The sequence below is a fragment of the Allokutzneria multivorans genome (assembly GCF_039537405.1).
In the GTDB taxonomy this organism is placed as follows: domain Bacteria; phylum Actinomycetota; class Actinomycetes; order Mycobacteriales; family Pseudonocardiaceae; genus Allokutzneria; species Allokutzneria multivorans.
Genome location: NZ_BAABAL010000004.1, coordinates 61,775 through 79,707, shown reverse-complemented (window position 1 = coordinate 79,707; position 17,933 = coordinate 61,775). Strand labels below are relative to the sequence as shown.

Sequence of the window (17,933 nt, the reverse complement as noted above, 5' to 3'; positions counted from 1 at the left end):
TCCGTTGGGGAGAGCGGTTACAGCACCCATTCTCGCGAGCCCCCGCCGCCGCCGGGATGCCTGAACGGGCAGCCGAAGGCGCAGGGTTTCTCGTTACCGGGGAAGGCTTTCCGCGCTCGCACGGGGCGCGGGCGGCGCGGCGGCGAGCCGTTCGCGCAGTTCGCGCCGGTTGGCGACGCCGAGCTTGAGGAAGACGTTGGCCAGGTGGTACTCGACGGTCTTGGTGGTCACGTAGAGCTGGGCGGCGATCTCCCGGTTGGTGAGGTTGAGCTTGACCAGGTGCGCCACCTGGCCCTCGCGGCGGGACAACCCGGGAACGGGGGCTTCGGCGAGCCCGGCGACGGCGGGCGAGAGGCTCGGCGCGTGCTTGTCGATGAGGGCGATCGCGCGTTGTTCGAACGGGGCGGCGCCCAGCTCGGCGAAGCGGTCGCGGGCGCTGGTCAGGTACGGCACGGCACGGCGCAGCTGCCCGGTCTCGGCGAGCCCCTTGCCGAAGTCGGACTCCAGCTGCGCTTGGAGGAAGCAGCGCCGGGGGCCGCGACGGGCGAGCTCGTCGACGCGGTCGCCGACCCACCCGGGACCCGCTCCCCCGGCGAGGGCGAGATCGAGGCGCACGATCGTCGGCGCGAGGTAGTCCACTCCGGCGGCGCGCCCGCGCAGGACGGCGAGCTGTTCGGCGGCTTCGGCGCGCAGGCCGGTGGCGATGAGCGCTTCCACGAGCAGCGGCCGCCACCACAGCTCCCACCAGGTGTGGGTGCCGTTGCGATGGGTGGATTCGTCGTGCCGCAGCGCGCGCAGCGTCGCCAGCATCTCGGTGTGCCGCCCCTTGGCCTGGTGCAACGTGGCTTCGGCGATCACGGCGTAGCGCAGGTCCTGGGGGTTGCCGAGCAGCTGGGCGTTGGCCCACGCGGTGCGGACGTGGTCGGTGGCGGTGCTCCAGTCGCCGCGCCCGGAAGGCACGAACGAGGCGACCATGTGCCGCAGCGCGCGGTTGTGCGGGTGCTCGTCGGGGTCGGCCAGCGACAGCGACTGGTCGGCCAGGATGGAGGCGTCCTCCCACTCCCCCTGCACGTAGCCGATGGCCGCGAGGTAGGAGTGCGGGCTGGCCCCGGACATGGTGTAGACGCCGCCGCGCCCACGCAGCACGGCGGTGCGCAGGTCGGTCCCGGCCTCGGAGAAGCGGCCGAGCATGGTGCGGATCGCGCCACGGCAGATGAGCGAGTCCAGTTGCTCGGGCGGCACTTCGGCGGCGTCGGCGGGCATGTCGGCGAACTCGGCGAGGCCGCTGTCCATGCCGTCGACGCGGCAGCGGGCGACGGCGATGAACACGCGCACGAAGTCGGCCAGCCGCACGGGCAACCCGCCCAGTCGCAGGGCGAGCCGTCCGGGTTCGATGGCGGCGTGCGCGGCGCCGGACCACATGTGCGCGCCGGACAGACCCGCGGCGGAGACGGCCCTGGCCCACCCGTCGTGTTCACCGCAGCGCTGCAAAGCGTCTGTGAGCATACGGGTGGCAGCGGCGCGGTCGCCCTCGGAGAACAGCGCGATGAGACCGAGCGCGAGGGAGCGCAGCGGGCTGACCGAACAGCGTTCGGCTTGGGGGCGCAGCGCGAGCGCGGAGGAGCGCTCGGAGCCGAAGACCATGTGCACGCAGCAGGTGAGCAGCCGCCGTTCGTGGTCGGCGCGCTCGCTGGAGAGGTCGGCGGCCCAGCGCAGGTAGCGGGCGGCGAGCATGTGCTGGCCGAGGTTGCCCGCACTGTGCGCGGCGGCTTCGAGTTCGCGGGCCAGGCCGGGGTCGGTGGCCGCGGCCGCGGCGACGCGGTGAGCCCAGCGGCTGATCGGATCGCTGACGGCGGCGGCGCGCTCGTGCAGGTCGACGCGGCGGCGCGGCGGGATCAGGTCGTAGATGGCTTCGCGTTGCAGGCCGTGGGAGATGCGCAGCGGGCGCGAGGGTTCCCTGGAAGCGTGGCTGAGCAGGCCGGATTCCAGTCCGGCCGCCACGGCGAGGGTGGCATCGGCGATCCCGGCGACGTGGGCGACGCGCGCGAGCGGGCTGACCTCGTCGAGCACGGCCAGCGCCTCCAGCAGAGCGCGCGTCTGACCCGGTAAACGCTCCAGCGTGGCGCGCACGGCGGTCAGCAGCGAGCTGGGCGCGGGCAGCGCGAGCCGGTCGTCGTCGAGGGCGTCCCCGGGCAGCTCGTGCAGCAGAGTCCTGATGTGCAAGGGGTTTCCGCCGGTGTGCGCGCGCAGCCGCTCGGCGGTGGCCTCCGCCAGCTCCTCCCCGCGCATCGCCAGCGACAGCGCGCCGACGTCGGGGCCGCTGAGCCCGGACAGCTCGATGGTGGTGGCGTTGGGGCAGCTGCGTTCGAGCTGGTGCAGCGCGCTCTCCGGGTCGTAGCCGGCTCGGCCGCGGCGGATGAGCACGGTGAGGATCTGGTCGGCGCGCATGCGGCGCAGCAGGAAGCCGAGTGCGCGCGCGGAGCCCGGATCGGCCCAGTGCACGTCGTCGACGACCACGGCGACCGGGCGGTCGGCCTGGAGGACGGAGAGCACCTCAAGCAGCTGCGCTCCGACGGCGAACGGGCTGGTCCCGGGCGCGGCGCCGGAGAGCAACGGGACCGAGCGCAGCAGCACGGGGTCGACGCGGCAGGCGATCTGGTCGACCAGGCCGAACTCCAGCACCGACTCCCCCGGGTCACCGGTGGCGTCCAGCACGGTGAACTCGGGCACGTCGAGGGCGGAGAGCGCGCGCTGGACGAAGGTGGTCTTGCCGATCCCGGCGGCGCCGACCACCCAGACCGTCTGCGGCACGCCCGAGACGACCTTGGCCAGCGCCTCGGACATCTGCTCCAGCTCGGCCTCGCGGCCGACGAACCGGGGGCGGCCACCCTCGACGGCACCAGCGTCGACCACTCCGTCACTGCGCACGGTGCACCGCCGGTCCCACAACGCCTCCCATTACCGTTCTTCGCGCTGAAGATCCACCCCGTTCAGCGGAAAGCATTCTTTCCGGAACTCGGGGCGCGATTGTTTCACGAGGGCTTCCAAAAATAGCCGCCGCGCGGACTCCGGAACAAGCATCGATTCGGACACGAACGGGTCTTCGAATCGATACGCATTCACCACTCGAACAGAGCAGAACACGCGCGTGAATTCACTCAGCGCTACAGCGGCCCTAGGCCGCGGGCCTGGTGTTCCCGGTGAAGTAGGCCGCCGCCGTGCACGGCGCCGTGGTGGGGTTGCGGCAGTCGACCGACAGCACGACCTGGCTCTTCGGCCCGAACTCGATGGGCCGGACGAAGTGGTAGTCAAGATCGCGAAAGTTTTCCAGGTTCACCCTCAGCAACACATTCTCGCCGCGCCGCAGTTCGAGTGTGCCGGTGTCCGCGCCCGGGTTCTGCAGGATGATGTCGGTCAATGCCAGCACCCGATCGTCCTCCACCTTTTTCACCGCTGTCCCGGACTTGCCCGGCTGCACCGAGGTCTGGATCCGGAAGTCCGTGGCGAGCCCGCCGGTGGCCGTCCCCGCGCCGGGAGCGGGGGTCGGGGTGGGCGTGGGGCTCGCCTGGATGTCCTCGATCACCTTCGGGTCCACGCCCGCCGCCTTGGCCGCGACCTCGGCGAGCCGATCGGCCTGGTCGGCCTTGCGCTGCACCGCCGCCAGCGTCGGAGCCAGCTCGGCGCGGTGCCCGTCGACGGCGTTCTTGGCCGCTCCCGCCGCCGCTTCCCGGGCGGCGGTGGTGACGTTCGGCTTCAGCACGGTGAAGTACAGGACGAGCAGGGTCGCCGCACCGGTCACCATGGCGAGCAGTGCGGGCAGCAACCACTGCGGCAGCAGCTGCTCCTGCACCATCGTGCCGTCGAGCTCGACCCGGTCGTCCGCCGCGAAGACGTGGACCTGAAAGGGGATCGTCCGGTTCGGCCCGCGCAGGAAACGGCGGCGCGGGCGGACCTTGATCTTCAGGAAGGTGGCGCTGCCCGGCGGAGCCTCGAAGGACTCCGGCAAGGCCCGCACCTTGAGCTGGTCGTCGGGGTCGTCAGCCAACACCTGCACGAGCACCGGCTGGTTGCCCCGGTTGTCCACTGCCAGCTCGTGACGCGCCGTGCGGCGGCCGTGTGCGGTGCGCGGCACCAGCTCCGCGTCCAGCTCGGTGAAGGCGTTGACCGTCACCACGCCTTCGGCGACCGCCGAGCCGTCCACGTCCTCCTGGGAGGCGACACGCACGCCGAAGACGACCGAGCCAGCGAGGACCTCGGCCGAACGCGGCGGCGAGAAGATCAGCTCGACGGTCGCTTCCTGGTTGGGGAAGAGGTTCAGCGTGGCGGGCTCGACCCTCGCCCAGCCGTCGAGATCGCCGACGACGGAGAGGTCGAGGTGGTCGACGACGGTGCCGGTGTTGACGACCACGACCTCGCACACGGTTGGCTCGCCCGGCTCAACGGAGAGCTCGGCGGTGGCCAGCGACACGGAAACACCCATGCGGTGCACAGTGCACCGAAGCGCCCGTCTCGGGCACCGGCGAGCGAGGAACCCCGACGGGCAGCGAGAACTGCCCCTCCGGGCATCCGCGCGTGCCCGGCGCGGCGCGGTCGCGCGGATAGCGTCGATGCCGCTGTGCGAGGAGGTCGGTTGTGCGTCGCTTCGTCCCGGTCGCGCTGGTCGTGACGCTGGTGTTCTCCCTGTCCGTACTGCCGGTCCCCTCCGCGCTCGGCGCGGTCGCGCCCGGTGTCACCACGCGACTCGGTCCGTCCACTGTGGACTTCGATGTGTCCGGGGACGGGCGTTTCGTCGCGTTCAGCAGCACCGCGGCGCTCACCCCGCTCGCCGTCGCGGGTCGGTCCGACGTGTACGTGCGGGACACCAGGACCGGCGTGGTGACGTTGATGAGCAAAGGGATCGCCGAGCCCGCCGACGGCCCGAGCAGCCTGCCGTCGATCTCTGCTGACGGCCGCTACGTCGCCTTCGAGACCAATGCGAGCAACCTCGGCACCACCGACAACGACTCCAGCCCTGATGTCGTGGTGTGCGACCGGGGCAACGGTGGCGCGTGCACGTTCGTGGGGCGCGCGGTGCTGTCCTCATCGCAGTACGGCGATACCCATGCACCGGTCCTGAGCGCTGATGCGAGCGTCGTGTTGTGGGTGTGGCGTCCCGTTCTGTCCTTCTCCTTCGGTCCCCGGCGGGCTCAGGGCGGGAGCGACACGCTGGCCAAGCTCGCACTCACGCGGCTGGACAAGGACCCGGCGGGACACATCCTCCCGCCGACCCGCGTCGAGACCGTCGCCATGGCTCCGGAGGGCAGCACGGCTACGGGCGTAAGCTCACACTCGCTTTCTGCGGACGGCAAGCAGGCTACGGCGATCGTCGGCTTGCAAGGGGAGAAAGAGGCCGTGATGGCGCTGTCGTTGGACGGCGGCCCTCCGGCCCTGGTGCACTCGACCGGCACGCACGCGGATTCAGCGATCTCCGGTGATGGAAAGAAGATCGCCTTCACCTCGGATCGGCGTGCGATGGTGTTCGACCGTGCTTCCGGCGCCACGATCACTGTGTCGCGCGATACCTCCGGCGCGGTCGTGGACGGGTCGGCGCCTTCGTTGTCGGCGGACGGTCGCTACGTCTCGTTCGCGACCGCGGCGCCGAACGTGCACGACGGAGCTTCGGTTCCAGAGGCTCCGGCGAGCATCGTCACCCGCGACCTCGTGCAGGACGAGCAGCGGGAGCGAGCTGGGCTTCCGCGATTGCCTGGCGCGTTGACTTCGCCGAGCACGCGCCAGAACTGCGCTCCGGCGAACTCGACGTGCCCGGGAAACGGGACGAGCAGCGCGCCGCAGATCGCGTCCAACGGCTCGTCGGTCGTTTTCGTTTCCGCCGCGAGCGATTTGGTGTCCGGCGATGACAACGGCACCGAGGACGCGTTCTTGCGCACGTTCACTCCGAGCTTGACTCCTGATCCGCGCTCGATGTCATTGAACGGCAGCACGCCCGCTGCTGTTGCGTTTCGGCACAACGGAATTGGGCCGTTGACGATCAGCAGCACGCGTGTTGTGGGCAACTTCGAGGTCTACCCCACCGAGACGTGTTCGGCGCGCACGCTGCACGCGGGCGAAGAATGCGCTGTGTCCGTACGGTTCCGGCGCACGACACCTGGTACGAGCACTGGCAGGCTGGAGGTCGTTCTGGGCGGCGGCGGTGTGGTTACGGTGCAGCTCACCGGCACGGTCAGCGATCCCGACCCCGGCGACCCGGGAGATCCGGGTGTTCCGAGCAGGCCTGGCGCGCTGGAGATCAGTCCGTACACAGTGGACTTCGGGACGGCGTTGGTGGGGACGATGGGCGCGGTGAAATCAGTCGAGCTGCGCAACACCGGCGATACTGCGGTGCGGATCACCAAGTCCGTGCTCACCGACAGCGGCCACCCCGGCGACTATGCGTTCACGTCGAACTGCGCGAGCGTTCCCGCGCGCGGGAGCTGCGCGATCACGGTGCGACACCAACCGCTCGGAGCGTTGGCGCGGCACGCTGTGCTTCAGATCGAGCACTCCGCTGACCGGGCTCGCGCGCTCGTGCTGTTGGTCGGCACTGGTGTGCCCAGCACGCTCACCGTGACCCCCGCCGTGGGGCGACCTGGCTCCGTGGTGACCGTGGCGGGCACTGGTTTCCCGCCTGGCGCTGCCGTGACGGTCACGTTGGTGGGCGGGCCGGAGAAGGTCGGTGCGATCGCTGGCGCTGATGGCGCTTTTCGGGTGCCGATGTTGGTTTTTCGCGGTGGTACGGCGGGAATTCGCACTGCTGTCGCCGTGTCTGTGGCTGGTTCTCCGCCTGTGCGTGCTGAGCGAACGGTGCTCGTGCAGGTTGGTTCTGTCGCTCCCCCGGACCTCGTGTCTCGCCGGTGATCACGTGGCGGCGCGTTTGACGGTTCGGATCACCGGAGCGGTCTCCAAGTGCTCGATCGCCTCGATCGACGCGACGCGCTCGGTCAAGTAGGTGTAGAGCGCGTCGATGTCGCGGCACACGGCCTTGGCGAGCAGGTTGGTCGAGCCGGTGGTGATCGCGACGAGCGCCACTTCTGGTTGCTGCGCAAGGGCTTCGGCGACGGCGACCAGGTGCGCTGGGCGCACGGACAACCACAGGATCGCTTGGGCGTGGAATCCGAGGACCGCCGAGTCGATGTCGATGTCCAGGTAGAGGATTCCGTTGCCGCGCAACTGGTTGACGCGACGGCGCACGGTCGGCTCGGACATTCCGGTCGTGGTGGCCAGCTCCGCGTAGGTGGTGCGGCCGTCCTGTTGCAGCGCGGCCAGCAGTCGTTCGTCGTCCGCCGCCGCGCCTGCGCCCGCGTCGAAGGTCGGCGTCAGCTGCGCGATCTGATCGTCGGTGAGCACGTTCGCGCGGCCGTGCCAGCCGACCGGGCCGCCGACGAACGAGCGGAGCAGGCAGTGCGCGGACACGGACACGATCCGGGGCGTCTTCGGAAGTTGGTGCAGCAGCAGGGCTTGCGGCGCGTTGCGCTCCGGGGCGCGGACGACGCAGGAGATCTCGGTGCCGCCCGAGGTGAGCTGCACCCACGAGGTGTCCGGCCGCCGCGCCAGCGCTTGGGCGACCGGTTGCGCGGTGTCCGGGGTGCAGCGCAGCCGGAGGAACCACTCGACCTGGCCGAGGCGGCGGGCGTCGGTCATGCCGACCACGCGCAGCACGCCCTCCGAGCGGAGCTTGCGGTAGCGCCTGGTCACGGTCTGCTGCGACGTTCCGAGCACCGCGGCGACCTGGTTGAACGGCGCGCGGCCGTCGACGTGCAGGGCGTGGATCAGCGCGCGGTCCAACTCATCGAGTGGCATATTCCGATGCTAGACCGGCCCTGGTGGCACTATCCGTCACCCCCAGGGTGATTTGAGGCTAGAAACGTCTCGCGTTCGTAGCCTCGCGGACATGACAAGTCAGCCCTACCGCTGGCGGTGGCCCGCGCTCGCCGCGTTGCTGCTCGCCGAGGCGATGAACCTGGTCGACAGCACCGTGATGCCCGTCGCGGGGCCTGCGATCCGCACGGATCTCGCCGTCAGCGACGCCACGCTCCAGTGGTTGAGCGCGGCCTACACGCTCCCGTTCGCCGTGCTGTTGATCACTGGCGGGCGGCTCGGCGACATCTTCGGCCGCAGGCGGGTGTTCGTCGTCGGCGTGCTCGTCTTCGTGGCCTGCTCCGCCGTGTGCGCGTGGGCGCCGACCGGTGCGGTGCTGCTCGCGGCGCGGGCTGTGCAGGGCGCGAGCGCGGCGCTGATCATTCCGCAGACGTTCGGGCTGATCAGGGCGATGTTCGCGGGGGCCGAGGTCGCCAAGGCGCTGGGCACGATCGGCCCGGTCATGGCGCTGTCCTCGGTGTGCGGGCCGGTGGTGGGCGGCGTGATCACCGACGGGCTGGGGTGGCGGCCGGTGTTCCTGATCAACGTTCCGCTCGGCTTGGCGGTGCTGGCCGTCGCGCCGTTGATCCTGGAGGACCGCTCGCCCACCCGGCCACGGCTGGACGTGGGTGGAACCCTGGTGGTGTCGCTGGGGATCAGCCTGGTGGTGTTCCCGTTGGTGTCGGGAGGACCCGCGTGGCTGTTCGGGCTCGCTGTACTGGTCGGGCTCGCTGTACTGGTCGGGTTCGCCTTTCACCAGCGCGGCCGAGCCGATCCGCTCGTTGAGCCGAGTTTGTTCCGTGGCAGGGCTTTCGCCGCGTCACTGGCTGGCTCGTTGGCGTTCTTCGCGGTGATGAGCGGCCTGCTGTTCGTGCTCGTGCTGTTCCTGCAACTCACGCGGGGCGAGAGCCCGTCCACCACCGCGCTCACGCTGCTGCCGTGGTCGGTCGGACTCGCGCTCGGTTCGTGGGTCGCGGGGGCGGTGCTCGTGCCGCGCTACGGCGCGAAGGTGATGCGCGTCGGCCTGGGTTTGACGCTGATGGGTTTGGTGGGGCTCGCTCTGTCGCTCACCGTGGTGCCGCTGTTCGTCACCGGGCTCGGCCTGGGTGTGTTCACCGTGCCGTTCTTCGGCAACGCCCTCTCCGGCGTCGCCCAGCACGAGACCGGCTCGGCGTCCGGATTGCTGAACGCGGTGCAGCAGCTCGGCACGACGGTCGGAGTTGCCTTGCTGGGCAGCGTTTTCTTCCGGTCGGGCACGCAGGCGGTGCTGATCGTCTGTATCGCGCTGATCAGCGTTGTTCTGGCGCTCACCGCCGCCATGAAGCCATCCAGGCGGGAGACCGGTGAGGTCTCCCGCCTGTTCCCCTGATGAGGGAGAGGGGACGAGCTGTCAGGGCGGCCGGAACTCCACAGAACGCACCGCCCCGGCGCCTCGCCCTTGGCTACTTGGGCATCAGGACGGAGTCGATCAGGTAGACCGTGGCGTTGGCGGTGTGCACGCCACCGCAGATCACGTTGGCGTCGTTGACCTTCAGCGAGTTGCCGCTGCCGGTGACCTTGACGGCGCCCTTCTGCACGGTGGTCTTGTCACCGGCGATCTTGTCGGGCGCGATCTGGGTGGGCACCACGTGGTAGGTCAGGATCTTGGTGAGCAGCGCGTCGTCGGTCTTGAGCTTCTCGATGGTCGCGGCGTCGATCTTGGCGAAGGCGGAGTCCACCGGCGCGAAGACGGTGAACTCGCCACCGTTGAGGGTGTCGACGAGGTTGACCTTCGGGTTCAGCTTGCCGGAGACGGCGCTGACCAGGGTGGTGAGCAGCGGGTTGTTGCTCGCGGCGACCGCGACCGGGTCGGCGGCCATGCCGGTGACCGAGCCCTTGCCCTGCGGGTTCTTCGCGGCGTAGTCGGCACAGCCGGTGCCCACCAGGTCACGGGCCGGGTCGGCCATCGTGCTCGCCGAGGAGGAGGTGGCGGGAGCGGGCGGGGCGGCGGGGGAGGAGGAGGCACCGCCCGCGGTGTCACCGGAGCCGCAGGCCGCGGTGAACAGAGCGATCGAGGCGACGCCGGCGGCGAGGACGGAGCGGGTGACGGTGCGGTTCATGGCTGGAGTTCTCCTTGTGCGTCGGGCATGACTGATCCACGATGCGTTGCCAGACAAAGGAATTCACCTGATCGTGTTGATCGGGCTGTCCGATGTGGACGCTTTCCCGTGGAACACCCCGCATTCGCCGCCCGCCGGAATGCGGTTTGCTCAATCCACCGTTCGTGACCTTTTCGTGATCTGAGCGCTCGCACCGATCCGCGACGGCGCGAGCGGCGAATGCCGGTCATGACCCTCGCACTGATCGGCCTGATCGGCGGACTGGTCACCGGCATCTCCCCGTGCATCCTGCCCGTGCTGCCCGTGATCTTCTTCTCCGGTGGCGCGCAGAGCGCCCGCACCGAGTCCTCCGCTCCCTCGCCGGCGCGCCCGTACCTGGTAATCGCGGGCTTGGTGCTCAGCTTCACGCTGGTGACCCTGTTCGGCTCGCTGCTGCTGTCGGTGCTCGGCCTGCCCCAAGACGTGCTGCGCTGGGCGGGCATCGTCGTGCTCGCGCTGATCGGCATCGGCCTGATCGTGCCGAGGTTCGAGCACCTGCTGGAGAAGCCGTTCTCCTGGCTCCCCCAGCGCAGCCCGGACCCCGACCGCGGCGGCTTCGGGCTCGGGCTGGCGCTCGGCGCGGTGTACGTGCCGTGCGCGGGACCGGTGCTGGCGGCCATCACCGTGGCCGGGGCCACCGGCCGGGTCGGCGTCGACACGGTCGTGCTGACCGTCGCCTTCGCGCTCGGCGCCGCGACCCCGCTGCTCGTCTTCGCGCTGGCCGGGCGTCGGATCACCGAGCGCGTGCAGGCCTTCCGCAAGCGCCAGCGCGGTATCCGCATCACCGCGGGCGTGCTGATGCTGGCCCTGTCCTTCGGCCTGGTGTTCAACCTGCCGCAGCTGCTGCAACGCCTCGTTCCCGACTACACCAGCGGTTTGCAGGCGCAGGTGAACAACTCCGAGGAGGTCCGCAAGGCGCTCAACCTCGGCGGCTTGGTCAACGACCAGAACAAGGACCTCGACAAGTGCTCCGACGGCGCGCCGGTCCTGGAGAGCTGCGGTACCGCGCCGGACATCACCGGCATCACGCAGTGGCTCAACTCCTCGGGTGTGGACCTGAAGCAGCAGCGCGGAAAGGTCGTGCTGCTCGACTTCTGGGCCTACTCCTGCATCAACTGCCAGCGCTCACTGCCCCACGTCACCGCGTGGGACAAGCTCTACCGCGAGGCGGGCCTCAGCGTCGTCGGCGTGCACTCGCCGGAGTACGCCTTCGAGAAGGAAGCCGGAAACGTCGCGGCTGCCGCGAAGAACTTCGGGATCACCTATCCCGTCGCGCTGGACAACTCGCTGGCCACGTGGACCAACTACCGCAACCGGTACTGGCCCGCGCACTACCTCATCGACGCTCAGGGAACCGTGCGCCACATCAAGTTCGGCGAGGGCGACTACGCCACCACGGAGAAGCTCATCCGGCAACTGCTCACCGACGCCGGCCCGGGTCGCGCGCTGCCCCCGGCCACCGGGCTCGTCGACCGGACCCCGGACGTCACCGGCATCACGCAGGAGACCTACCTCGGCTCCACCAAACGCGTCAACTTCGCCGGGACCGAGACCTACACCAGCGGCGAGAAGTCCTTCCGCCTCCCGGAGAAGCAGGCCCGCGACAGCTTCGCGCTGGACGGGGACTGGACCCTCGCCAGCCAGAACATCACGCCCACCGGCGCGGACGGCCGCATCCGGCTGAACTACCGCGCCAAGGAGGTTCGGATCGTGCTCTCCGGCTCCGGCACACTCACTTACACTCGCGACGGCCAGACCGTGACCATCCCCGTCAACGGAACGCCCAACTCCTACCAACTCCTTGCCGCGCAACAGGTTCAAGAAGGCACGATCACCGCGACGGTCAGTTCGGGTGTTCAGGCCTACTCCTTCACCTTCGGCTGAGCTTCACTCCTCGGCGCGCCAGTGGACGCGCGTGGGACGGGCGCCGTTGGTGCTGACGAACTCGCGGGCGGCCTCGCGAACCTCGGGCAACGGGATCTCTGCGTTGCCCGGGACCTCGCGGAGGTGCCCCATGTAGTCGTAGGTGATCGTTGTCGCAGTCGCGTCGGTGCGGTCGGTGGTGACGTAGGAGCCCGTACCGTCGGTGTGGGTCAGCACACCGCGATCACCGTTGACGCCGATGTGCAGCACCGCCCACCCTTCGGCGTCTCGGCGGGAGAGCTGCATCAGCGGCGGCACGTCGACCAAGGCCCCGTCCACCGCCAGCCGATCGAGGAGGGCGTCCAGGTCCTGCGCGGAACCGACGATGATCGGCTCGTTGTCGTCGTCCGGGTCATACCAGGCTCTCAGGACCATCCCGACAGCGTAGAACGCCCCTGTCCGCGACATGCCTCACGGCGGCGCTGGAGGTTGGGGGTCTTCAAGACCACCAACTCGGCGCCCCGGGAGGGTTTGCCGTCGTTGAAGACGGCTGGGGTGGGGGTTGGGTGGTCTTGAAGACTGGTGGACCTTGGTGAGTCGCGCGGTGGGTCAGGTTGGGTGGGGCTCGCAGAGGGTGGTTTGGCGGGTCAGGTGGGTGCGCCAGGTCGACAGTTGTGCGGTGACGGTCTCGTACTGGGCGATCTCGTCGGCGAAGGCGGACTGGTGCTCCTTGAACCACTCGCGGATCTCGGTGGTGCTGCTGGCGAACGCTTCGAGGTGGGCCAGCGCGGTCTGGTAGGCGGTGAGGGTCTGCTGCCACCCGTCCTCGTCAAGGTCGTCGAGGTCGCCGAGTTCGACGACGGCGGAGTCGACCTGGTGGATTGTGAAGCGCAGGTGCTCGAAGCTCTCGGCGTGGTAGCGCATGGTCGCTTCGACGTACTTGAGGACTTCGACGTGGGCGTTGAGCGCTTCGGGCTGACCGAAGGCTGGGGCGGTGTTCTCCATGACGTTTTCCTTCCGCTGCTTCGGTTTCAGTCCTTCTTCTCTTTCCCTTTTCCTCCGCCGTCGGTGTCACTGTCGGTGTCACTGTCGTCGTCGCCCTCGCCTTCCTCCTGGAGTCGGGCGAGGTTCTGCTGGTCAGGAGGGAGGAGCAGGAAGTCGGCCTTGCGGCCCAGCCGATCCGCTTCGGATGACTGGTGGGCTATTTCCCTGTCGAGATCCGCGATCTGCCGGTTGATCTCGTCGTCATCGTCGTCGTCATCGTCATCAGTGTCGGAGTCGTCATCGGAATCATCGGTGTCGGTGTCGGTGTCGGTGTCGGTGTCGGTGTCGTCGTCGGCCTCGCGGTCCTTGAGCAGCCAGTCGGACAGCAACCGCCTCAGCGCGGTGATGCGGCGTTCGCAGTGCGCCAGGATGCGTTGGCACATCTGGAGGTCGTCGTCCAAGCCGGGGTTGCCGGTGAACCAAGCGACGAGGGTCTGGAAGGTGTCGCGCAGGGACTCCAGCTGGTCGATCGCGTAGCGGAGCATGTCGCGGACGCTCGCCCAGTACTGCGCGGACACCACCGCGATCGTGGAGCCGTGGTCGTAGGTGAGCACCGCTCTCGCGTCGTGGGTGAGCGCGTGGTCGACGAGGTCGGCGTAGCGGTCCCACGTCGTCTGGAGGGACAGGGACTGCTCCAGCCTGGTGACGAGGTCGGCGGGGAGCTGGAAGGCCTGCGTGGTGGCCAGGTTGGTCGTCGCGTTCTGCTTGAGTTCCTCGAAGTGAACGGTGCCCATGGCTTCCTCTCTCGGCTATTTCTTCTGCGTGAACAGCTCCAGCTCGGTCAGCGCTACGTCGTGGCCGCTGATCGAACGGAACACGTCGGTCACGTGCACCTGCACGGAGGTCGCGCCCTTGCCGAGCTTCAGCGGGCTCTGCTGCGGTTCGGGGGTGTCCTTGAGCTCGACGTCCTCGGCCTGGTTGGTGGAGTAGACGAGGTGCAGCCGCTTGGGCCGGTGATTGCCGAGGAAGTCGCCCTTCGCGCCGGAGGTGACGAGGATGCGATCCAGGTCGACGGGCTCCTTGAAGGCCAGCACCAGCGCCGGCGATACGGCTTTTTCTGAAGCGGCCCAATAGGTGTTGGTGTAGGCATCGACCGCTGCGACGGCTTCGCGCCCGGGCAGCTGGGCGGTCGCGGTGGCGGAGGTGGGGCGGACGGGGGCGAACTCCGGCGAGATCCACGCCAGGACGCGCCGTTTGGCGGCATCGACCTGGCCGTTCACCCACTGGCTCGCGGGCGGGTAGAACGCGTAGGTGAGCGTCATGAGCAGCAGCACCACACCGCTGGCCATGCGCAACTTCGGCAGGACGGTTTCCCTGAACCGGCCCTGCCTGCGCTCCCCCTTCTTGCCGGGGCGAGCGCCCGCCTTGCGGGTCCTGCGGCGGAACAGGAAGCTCCACAGGCGGCGCCACCACTTCGCGCGCACGACCTCGGCGTCGGCGAGGCTTGTGCCGCAACGGTTGCAGAACTTGCGGGTAGGTGTGTTCGGTTGACCGCACTCGCCACAGATCAGGTCGCCGGGCCGGGCCTCGCGGGTCGGGCGCTTGGCGACCGGGGCCACCTTGCGAGGCATCTGCGGGAGAAGGGCTTCTGGCTCGTTGGGCGGGCCGTCGTCGCGCACGGGTGCGACCAGCGCGGCGGCGGCAGCGGCCTTGCGCTCCTCAGTGTTGTCATCGACCGCGTCGTCATCGGTTTCCTCCTCGGCAGCGCGCACCTGCGGGCGGGCGAGGAGTGCGTCATCTCTGGCGGGCTTCGGCATTCCGGGTGAAGCCAGGAGTTCGGGTTCGCCGGAGGGTGCCGGTGGGGTGGGGACACCGGGCGCGCTCGGCGGTGCGGGAACGCCTGGCGGTGACGGAGGCTTGGGCGCTCCTGGAGGCGCCGGAGGTTGGGGAATGCTGGGCGGCGCAGGCACGCCAGGTGGCGCCGGAGGTTTCGGAATGCTGGGCGGCGCAGGAGGTTTGGGCACGCCGGGAGGCGCGGGAGGCTGAGAAACGCCAGGAGGCCCCGGAGGTTTCGAAACGCCGGGAGGAGCAGGAGGCTTGGGGACACCAAGCGGCGCGGGAGGCTTGGGCACGCCGGGCGGTGGCGGAGGTTTGGGCACGCCAGGAGGCGCAGGGGGTTTGGGCACGCCGGGAGGCGCAGGGGGTTTGGGAACGCCGGGAGGCGCGGGCGGCTGGAGAACACCGGGAGGAGGGGGCGGCTTGGGGGCGCCCGGCAGGCCAGGGGGCTTGGGGGCGCCGGGCAGGCCGGGGGGCTTGGGGGTGGCGGCGGTCTCGACGGGCGGGCGGGAGCCGACGTCGACGTAGGTCCACTCGTGGATCTTGGCCTTGACCCGCTGCCAGAAGCCGAGCTTCGGCGGCTCGGGCTCCTCCACGACGGGTTCGGGGCGTTTGGGGGCCTTGACGTGCTCGCCGGTCCACTCCAGGAATCCGCCGCAGGAGCCGCAGAAGGTGTCCTGGCCGGTGTTGGCCCAGCCGCACTTACGGCAGACGAGCATCTTCGACCACCTCCACTCGATGGGGCACGTGCGCGGGCTTGACGGAGGCGAGCACGGACTCGACCAGGTCGCGGTCGGCGGCGGCGCGGGCGGGGATGCGCGCGACGATCCACGGCCTGGCCTCGCCGGGGAGCGGTTCGCCCGGGGAGATGGCGCCGAGCACGCCGCCGCTGTCGACGACCTCGACGGGGTGGCCGGTGAGGGTGGCGAGCTGGTCGCGGATGCCGGTGAGGGTGCCGCGCCAGCGGTAGTGGCCGATGGCGGCGGCGAGCGCGCGCCTGCGCCGGTCCTCGGGAAGCCGGGGGTCGGGCACGACGCCGAGCCAGCTGGCCAGCCAGTCGAGGAAGTCGTCAGGGGTCAGCAACGGGTCCACATAGGACACAAAGTTGTCCATTGTGGACATCACCGGCGCGAGGACGTCGTCCAGCCCCGCGGTGAACCGCATGGCGAACTCGTCCTCCTGGTACACCGCGGGGAGCAATCCGCCCAGCGGGTGCGGGGTTCGAAGCCCCGGTACGACTCCGCGCGTCATCGCCGCTCCACCTTGATCTGGTGCTCGTAGGAGAACGTGAGGCTGTTGGCCTCCAACTCGATCCACTGGGTCTCGCTGCCGCGCACGCCGGTGACGGGGTTGGCGCCGAAGAGCCGGACCTCGGCGACGAGGTCGACCTCGCGCAGCCGTTGCAGCGCGGCGAAAACCTCGCCCTGGTGGACGGGTCGCCCGAAGGGCCAGCCGGTGCCGTCGGGGCCGCCGGAGAGCGGGTTGAGGAACTGGTGCAGGGTGGTCATCGCCTCGTCACGGACCTTGTCCACGTCGGAGTACGGCATCGCGAGCAGCCGCGCCACGACGGTGACGCCCTTGTACAGCGGGGGTTCCACAACCACGCGGACGCCTGCGACGCGGACCTCTTCGAGCCGCCGGACGAGTTTGTCCACAGTGTCCTGTCGCGGCACGAGGTCCTCGAACCGCAATCGCCCCAACGGGTTCGGCACGGAGGGCACGACCAGCAGGCGGAGGCCGCCTTCGTGCTCGGTGTCGGGGATGCAGCGGACGCGGCTCAGCTCGGGCGCGGCGGCGGTCGCGATGAGCTCGTAGTCCTCGGTGGTGACCGCGCGGTCGCGGCTGCGCAGCGTCTGCGGACCCCGCGCCTTCGCCTGCTCAACGGTTTCGCCGTCCACTCCCCCTTGTGCGGCAACGAGGTTCTCGACCGCCGCGACGAACGGGATGGCGGAGGTCAGCGCTTGGACGGCGCCGCGCACGACGTTGCCGCGCCTACCACCGCCCGTGGCGTAACGAGCCATTCGCACGGTCGCCCCGGGCGAGGGCACGGCGCCGTACTGCCGAGCGCTGCCGTCGCGCTGACGCAGCAGCGGCCCGAACTCCACCACGCCGCCGGAGGGATCGAGCACGTAGTGCAGGTCTTCCGGGCCGCTGTCGGCGAAGTGCTCGACGCGGTCCCACGCCACCCAACCGTTCTCGGAGGCAACGTCGAGCACCACATCGCCCGCGTCAACGAGGATCGGCGTGCTGCCGACCTGGAACCGTTGCCCCGCAACACCTTCAGCTTCCCCCAACACCTCGTCGTGGAGGGTCTTGGCGTGCACCGATTCGACGGTCCCGCCGACCGTGCCGACCTCCAAGCCGCGCAGCACGGGCGAAGCGCTGTAGGCAGGTTGCCCGCTCTCGGTCTCCACGACCCTGGCGCGCAGCCATCCGCCGCGCTCGCCTTCGATGACGCCGACGTCGTGGTTGTCCGGCACGTGCACGATGACCGTGCCGGAGCGGTTGAGCCCGCCGGTGTCGTCACCGGTCACCGTGCACTCCACCCACTCCGAACCGTCCCATGCCTCCCACACCAACGGCGGCCGCGCGGGGTCGACGCCGACGCCCTCGGTCACGCAGACCATCCCGAGCCGGACGGCGCAGCTCGGCGCGGGCTCGGTGAGCACGACGAACAGTTGGTCACCCGGTTCCGGGCGCGCGGAGAAGACCTCGCACTGTTCGCCGAGGCGCAGCGATGCAAGACGATCTACGGACTCCTCCGCGTGAGCACTCTTGGTGCGCAAGGACTTCAGCTCGCACGGCACAATCTCCAGATCACGTGTCGTGGTGAACACGACCGGCTCGTCACTGCCGCCGATGAGGGTGCTGACGGCGGTGCCGGACTCGATGATCAGAGGTGTGGTCGCGGGGGCCGACAGCCAGAACGTGACCGGGACGCGCGCGGCGACAGGCGGGTACAACCGCACGCCGATCAGCTCCAGGAACTTGACGTAGAGCCGATCCGGCAACCGGTTGAGCCGGTAGAGCAGCACCTCGGTCATGTAGGCGAAGGTCTCGATCAGCGTCACGCCGGGATCGGAGACGTTGTGGTCCGTCCACTCCGGACAGCGCCGCATGACGAGGCGCTTGGCGTCGTCGACGAGGTCCTGGAACCGCCGGTCGTCCAGGTCGGGCACGGGAAGCGTCACGGCAGGTCCCCCCACGTGGTCATGTCAG

Annotated in this window: 13 protein-coding genes; 3 read left to right on the top strand and 10 right to left on the bottom strand. The window is 69.7% G+C overall.

Annotation, left to right across the window (positions count from 1 at the left end; translation table 11 throughout):
• Nucleotides 1–93: 93 nt before the first annotated feature.
• Together ABD798_RS02315 and ABD798_RS02310 are read right to left on the bottom strand one after the other, a co-directional pair.
• Entirely contained in the window at nt 94–2,928 is a 2,835-nt protein-coding gene (locus ABD798_RS02315) for a helix-turn-helix transcriptional regulator (protein WP_344870775.1), read from the bottom strand.
• Nucleotides 2,929–3,175: 247 nt separating this feature from the next.
• A complete protein-coding gene (locus tag ABD798_RS02310; RefSeq protein WP_344870774.1) occupies nt 3,176–4,480 on the bottom strand; it encodes a COG1470 family protein in 1,305 nt (434 codons plus the stop codon).
• 152 nt (nt 4,481–4,632) lie between these two features.
• Here ABD798_RS02310 and ABD798_RS02305 point away from each other — a divergent pair, with 152 nt between their 5' ends.
• Nucleotides 4,633–6,894, top strand: coding sequence for a choice-of-anchor D domain-containing protein (locus tag ABD798_RS02305; protein ID WP_344870773.1), 2,262 nt, complete (start codon nt 4,633–4,635; stop codon nt 6,892–6,894).
• Here the strand turns inward: ABD798_RS02305 and ABD798_RS02300 are convergent, their stop codons facing one another.
• Nucleotides 6,895–7,836, bottom strand: coding sequence for an Lrp/AsnC family transcriptional regulator (locus tag ABD798_RS02300; protein WP_344870772.1), 942 nt, complete (start codon nt 7,834–7,836; stop codon nt 6,895–6,897).
• Between the two features lie 91 nt (nt 7,837–7,927).
• Between ABD798_RS02300 and ABD798_RS02295 the strand changes: the two genes are divergently transcribed.
• Nucleotides 7,928–9,262 (top strand): MFS transporter, encoded by a 1,335-nt coding sequence (locus ABD798_RS02295; protein ID WP_344870771.1) that lies wholly within the window; start codon nt 7,928–7,930, stop codon nt 9,260–9,262.
• A 73-nt stretch (nt 9,263–9,335) separates the two neighbouring features.
• Here ABD798_RS02295 and ABD798_RS02290 read toward each other — a convergent pair whose 3' ends face one another.
• Nucleotides 9,336–9,992: a fasciclin domain-containing protein gene (locus ABD798_RS02290; RefSeq protein ID WP_344870770.1), complete on the bottom strand. Its 657-nt coding sequence runs from the start codon at nt 9,990–9,992 to the stop codon at nt 9,336–9,338.
• A 228-nt stretch (nt 9,993–10,220) separates the two neighbouring features.
• On the opposite strand from ABD798_RS02290, the gene ABD798_RS02285 reads away from it, so the two are divergent.
• Entirely contained in the window at nt 10,221–11,915 is a 1,695-nt protein-coding gene (locus ABD798_RS02285) for a cytochrome c biogenesis protein DipZ (RefSeq protein WP_344870769.1), read from the top strand.
• Nucleotides 11,916–11,918: 3 nt separating this feature from the next.
• On the opposite strand, the gene ABD798_RS02280 is transcribed toward ABD798_RS02285, so the two are convergent.
• The 6 genes from ABD798_RS02280 to ABD798_RS02255 all read right to left on the bottom strand — a co-directional run bounded on the left by ABD798_RS02280 (nt 11,919) and on the right by ABD798_RS02255 (nt 17,905).
• On the bottom strand, nt 11,919–12,329 hold the full coding sequence (locus tag ABD798_RS02280; RefSeq protein WP_344870768.1) for an Imm1 family immunity protein: 411 nt from the start codon (nt 12,327–12,329) through the stop codon (nt 11,919–11,921).
• Between the two features lie 174 nt (nt 12,330–12,503).
• On the bottom strand, nt 12,504–12,899 hold the full coding sequence (locus ABD798_RS02275) for a hypothetical protein (protein WP_344870767.1): 396 nt from the start codon (nt 12,897–12,899) through the stop codon (nt 12,504–12,506).
• 26 nt (nt 12,900–12,925) lie between these two features.
• The gene (locus tag ABD798_RS02270) at nt 12,926–13,672 is read right to left on the bottom strand and encodes a hypothetical protein (protein ID WP_344870766.1); all 747 of its coding nucleotides are present in this window, start codon (nt 13,670–13,672) and stop codon (nt 12,926–12,928) included.
• A 15-nt stretch (nt 13,673–13,687) separates the two neighbouring features.
• Entirely contained in the window at nt 13,688–15,433 is a 1,746-nt protein-coding gene (locus tag ABD798_RS02265) for an NADase-type glycan-binding domain-containing protein (protein WP_344870765.1), read from the bottom strand.
• The gene (locus tag ABD798_RS02260) at nt 15,417–15,965 is read right to left on the bottom strand and encodes a phage tail protein (protein ID WP_344870764.1); all 549 of its coding nucleotides are present in this window, start codon (nt 15,963–15,965) and stop codon (nt 15,417–15,419) included. Before ABD798_RS02260 ends, ABD798_RS02265 begins: the two co-directional genes overlap by 17 nt.
• A complete protein-coding gene (locus ABD798_RS02255; protein WP_344870763.1) occupies nt 15,962–17,905 on the bottom strand; it encodes a putative baseplate assembly protein in 1,944 nt (647 codons plus the stop codon). The genes ABD798_RS02260 and ABD798_RS02255 overlap by 4 nt, the downstream gene beginning before the upstream one ends.
• Nucleotides 17,906–17,933: the final 28 nt, after the last annotated feature.

What these genes read in the sequence shown, in the direction of transcription:
- ABD798_RS02310 (WP_344870774.1), bottom strand. Translation starts at nt 4,480, where the DNA reads ATGGGTGTTTCCGTGTCGCTGGCCACCGCCGAGCTCTCCGTTGAGCCG.
- ABD798_RS02300 (WP_344870772.1), bottom strand. Translation starts at nt 7,836, where the DNA reads ATGCCACTCGATGAGTTGGACCGCGCGCTGATCCACGCCCTGCACGTC.
- ABD798_RS02295 (WP_344870771.1), top strand. Translation starts at nt 7,928, where the DNA reads ATGACAAGTCAGCCCTACCGCTGGCGGTGGCCCGCGCTCGCCGCGTTG.
- ABD798_RS02290 (WP_344870770.1), bottom strand. Translation starts at nt 9,992, where the DNA reads ATGAACCGCACCGTCACCCGCTCCGTCCTCGCCGCCGGCGTCGCCTCG.
- ABD798_RS02285 (WP_344870769.1), top strand. Translation starts at nt 10,221, where the DNA reads ATGACCCTCGCACTGATCGGCCTGATCGGCGGACTGGTCACCGGCATC.
- ABD798_RS02280 (WP_344870768.1), bottom strand. Translation starts at nt 12,329, where the DNA reads ATGGTCCTGAGAGCCTGGTATGACCCGGACGACGACAACGAGCCGATC.
- ABD798_RS02275 (WP_344870767.1), bottom strand. Translation starts at nt 12,899, where the DNA reads ATGGAGAACACCGCCCCAGCCTTCGGTCAGCCCGAAGCGCTCAACGCC.
- ABD798_RS02270 (WP_344870766.1), bottom strand. Translation starts at nt 13,672, where the DNA reads ATGGGCACCGTTCACTTCGAGGAACTCAAGCAGAACGCGACGACCAAC.
- ABD798_RS02265 (WP_344870765.1), bottom strand. Translation starts at nt 15,433, where the DNA reads ATGCTCGTCTGCCGTAAGTGCGGCTGGGCCAACACCGGCCAGGACACC.
- ABD798_RS02260 (WP_344870764.1), bottom strand. Translation starts at nt 15,965, where the DNA reads ATGACGCGCGGAGTCGTACCGGGGCTTCGAACCCCGCACCCGCTGGGC.